3 protein-coding genes are annotated in these 3,599 nt (G+C 65.3%); 2 read left to right on the top strand and 1 reads right to left on the bottom strand.

Going from position 1 to position 3,599, the window contains the following annotated elements; genetic code table 11:
- Window positions 1-265, bottom strand: a 265-nt coding sequence (locus tag ETD96_RS42575; RefSeq protein ID WP_138642152.1) for a helix-turn-helix domain-containing protein, incomplete at its 3' end; no start/stop codon positions are given.
- A 299-nt stretch (window positions 266-564) separates the two neighbouring features.
- Between ETD96_RS42575 and ETD96_RS42570 the strand changes: the two genes are divergently transcribed.
- Window positions 565-972: a hypothetical protein gene (locus ETD96_RS42570; RefSeq protein ID WP_138642151.1), complete on the top strand. Its 408-nt coding sequence runs from the start codon at window positions 565-567 to the stop codon at window positions 970-972.
- Window positions 973-989: 17 nt separating this feature from the next.
- The gene (locus tag ETD96_RS42565; RefSeq protein ID WP_138642150.1) at window positions 990-3,212 is read left to right on the top strand and encodes a tetratricopeptide repeat protein; all 2,223 of its coding nucleotides are present in this window, start codon (window positions 990-992) and stop codon (window positions 3,210-3,212) included.
- Window positions 3,213-3,599 lie beyond the last annotated feature (387 nt).

The following is a 3,599-nucleotide window of genomic DNA, read 5'->3' as shown; positions in this document are numbered from 1 at the left end:
CTCCCGCATCAACCCGACGGGACGTCTCCGCATAAGCCTCACGAACCAGCCCCAACAGCCGCTCAGCCTCAGCCGGCCCCACATCCAAAGCCCCGACCAACCGCGCCACCACCTCCGGGTCAGCAACCCGCCGCCCAGTCTCCACCCGAGACACCGTCGGCTGAGGAACCCCAGCCCGAGCCGCCAACCCAACCCCAGACAGCCCGGCAGCAGTCCGCAACCGCCGCAACTCCCGCCCGATCTCCTGCAGCCGCTCAGCACCCATAACCGAGCGTTCTACCACCCGAAAGCCCCAGCCAAGGCCACCACAACGAGACGCGCCAGCCCACCACCCAAACCCGCAGGTCAGCGAACTTCCTAGCCTGCCGGATGAGGACTTTCTATACGTCTTCAAGGGCGCCGCTACGCGTCGCCGCCGGTTCGTCCGGGCCGGGCATGCGGCCTCTCCGGGCCGGTCCCGCCCCGGCCGACCGGTCGTTTCGCGGTTTCGCATCCGATTGGAGCTCTGACGCGTCTAATGTCGCGGCAGGGGATCGGGTTGACGTGGAAGAGGGACATGGGGTGATGGGTGTGGACGTGGCACAAGTGGCTGCTGAGGTCACGCCGTGGGTGGTGTCAGCGGCAGGTGCCTACGGGGGTGTGGTGTTGGCACGGACGCAGGAGCAGGCGGCTGAGGCCACGGTGGGGTGGGGCCGCCGGATTGCATTGCAGGTCTTCGGGGTGCGGGAAGAGGGCGAACCGGTTCCCGAGGAGTTGGCAGGTGTGATTGACGACCCGGACGACCCGGGCTGGAACGCGGTCTTGAGACAGAGGATCAAGAAGATGTTGGCAGCAGATCCGGAGTTCGCCGCCGAACTCGCCGAAGCAACTGCCGCGATGCAGGTGAAGATGACATTCACCTCTCGCGACAACTCGCGCCAATATAACGCGCCACATGGAACGATCAACGTCAACGAGCCCGATCAACTCTGAGGCCAGCAGGCCAGGTCATGGATACGCATTACGAGGTGTCCGGGGAAGGCCGTCAGTACAACGCGCCGCACGGAACGATCAACGTCAACGAGGCTCCCGGGAGCCCGCGGTTGCGGTTGTTCACCGTGTACGAGGCCCCGGAATTGATCGGCCGCCAGGAGGAAATCGAGAATCTGGTCACACGGATCGTTGACGCGCGTGCCTCTGGTCGCCCGGTCGTGCTGTCAGCGGTGTCGGGGATGCCAGGCGTCGGGAAGACCGTGCTGGCTCGCGCGGCGGCTGCACGGTTGGCCAATGCCTTTCCCGATGCCCGCCTGGAAGTGGATCTATTGGGGTTCACACCGGGGGAGAACCCTCGGACGGCTGATGACGCGCTGACGGAGCTGTTGAGCCTGGCGGGCTTCACCCAGATCCCGGCTGGTGTGGCGGCCAAGAGTGGATTGTGGAGGGCGTGGCTGGCGGAACGGTCGGTTCTCCTATTGCTGGACAGTGCTCGCTCCTACGAGCAGATTGGTCCGCTGTGCCCTGCTGCGAATAGCGGTGGCAGCGTCGTCCTGATCACCAGCCGCAACACACTTAGCGACGTCCCAGGCGCCATTCGCCTCCCTCTCGATCTGCTGTCCCGGTCTGCGGCGGTGGACATGCTAATCCAAGGATCGGGCCTGGCAGCCGGACAGGTAACGGAAGATCCGTGGGAGGAACTAGCGGAGGCCTGCGGGCGGTTGCCGTTGGTCCTGCGACCGATCAGCCATTTACTCCAAGACAACACCCCGCGCACCGTGCTGGAGGTGTTGCGGGAACACCAGAACCGATTGACTGGCCTTCCCGATATCGACCAGAGCGTCCGGGCGGCCTTCGAGGTCTCCTTCACCGCCCTGCCTGACCACTTGCAAAAGTTCCTGCTGGCCTGCGCACGACACCCGGGCCCGGACTTCGATGCCCGCTCCTTGTCGGCGCTGACCGGGACCAGTGTCCCCACGGCGAGGCTGCGGCTCAGTGATCTGCACCGCCACGCAATGATCATTCGCGAGGGTGCCCGGTACACCTTGCACGACCTGTTCCTCGCCTATGCCCGCGACCAGACTTCCCACGCTCCCGAGGCCACCCGGATAGCCCGCGATGGCCTGTATCGCAGGCTCGCAGACACCACTCAGGTGGCTACCAGCATCCTCACCGAGACCTTCCCTGACGACACATCTCTCATCTCGCCTGGCGATGCCCGGCCGTGGCTTACCGCAGCCACCAACGAACTCCGGGCCGCTGCCCAGACCGCGCTCACCGAGCGCTCCCCCCATGCCCGCGAGCTGCTCCTTCCAGTCTGCTTGTGGCTCCTCCTCAACAACCGGTACGACCAAGCCACCGCCCTCTACGCTCAGGCCCGGGACCTGTTCAAGCAGAGCGGTGACTGGTACGGCCAGGCCACCGCGCTCGCAGGGCTCGGCGAGATCGCCCGGCTGCGGAGCGACTACGAACAGGCGCAGCGCCACTCCGTCCAGGCCCTCAACCTCTACAAGCGAATCAGTGATGGGGACGGCCAAGCCGCTGCGCTCATTGGGCTCGGTGAGATCGCCTGGCTGCGGACCGACTACGAACAGGCTGAGCGCTATTACACCCGTGCCCATGACCTCTGCGAGCAAGTCGAGAACCAAGCCGGCCAAGCCGACGCCCTCAGAGGGCTTGGGGAGCTTGCCCGGAGGCGCCTCGCCATCAAACAGGCAAAGTGGTGCTACGCCCAGGCCCGCAACCTGTACAAGCAGGTCGGAAGCCGGCTTGGCGAGGCCAACACGCTCAACGTGCTCGGCCACACGGCCCTGATGTGCGATGGTTACGAACAGGCGGAGCACTACTTCACCCGTGCCCACGACCTCTACGAGCAATTCGAAAACCAAGCCGGCCAAGCCGGAGCCCTCAACGGGCTCGGCGACGCCGCCTTGATACGCAACTTCTACGAACAGGCGAAGCGGCGCGACAGCCAAGCCCACAACGCCTATGAACAGGCGAAGCGTTGTTACACTCGGGCCAACCACCTGTACGAGCAGATCGGTGACCGACTCGGCCAAGCCCACGTAGCACTTAGGCGCGCGCAACTTGCCGAAGCTCAGGGCGAGCGGCAGAGCGCCTCGGTTCTTTATGCAGTCGCGGCCCAGAAGTACCGCGACATTCAGATGAGCCACCGAATGGCCCATTGCGAGGGCAAAAGCAGGGCCCTCAAATCCGACGAAGGGGACGAACAAGCGTGAGCCTAGACTAAGGCTTAACGTCCAGCTCACTTACCGCAACAATGGCCTCGGCGCCAGACAGAAGGGCCTTCTCCAATTAGCTAGACTAGCCGGTAAAGGGCCGACGATGGGACTGTAAATCTACTGCCCGGATGTCGAAGGCATGCTGATACGCGAAGCCGGACCGGTCGACTACTGGCTGGGCGAGCGTGAAGCGGGGGCCTCGCGGCCCCCAGCCCCCCGCGGGCCGGAGGGCACGCCCGCGCGAATCCGTCTGTCACACCGTCTCGCCGTTCGCGCGGGCGCACCCTCCGGGACGGGCGTGGGTGCTAACGGCGGTGCTAACAACGGGGTCGGATTCCCTTGGACGGGTGTGGACGGGCGGGCGGGTTCGGCGCTGGTCAGGGG

It is taken from the genome of Actinomadura geliboluensis, from assembly GCF_005889745.1.
Classification (GTDB): Bacteria; Actinomycetota; Actinomycetes; order Streptosporangiales; family Streptosporangiaceae; genus Spirillospora; species Spirillospora geliboluensis.
The sequence above is the reverse complement of the archived record's forward strand: the minus strand, read 5'-3'. Positions and strand labels throughout refer to the sequence as shown.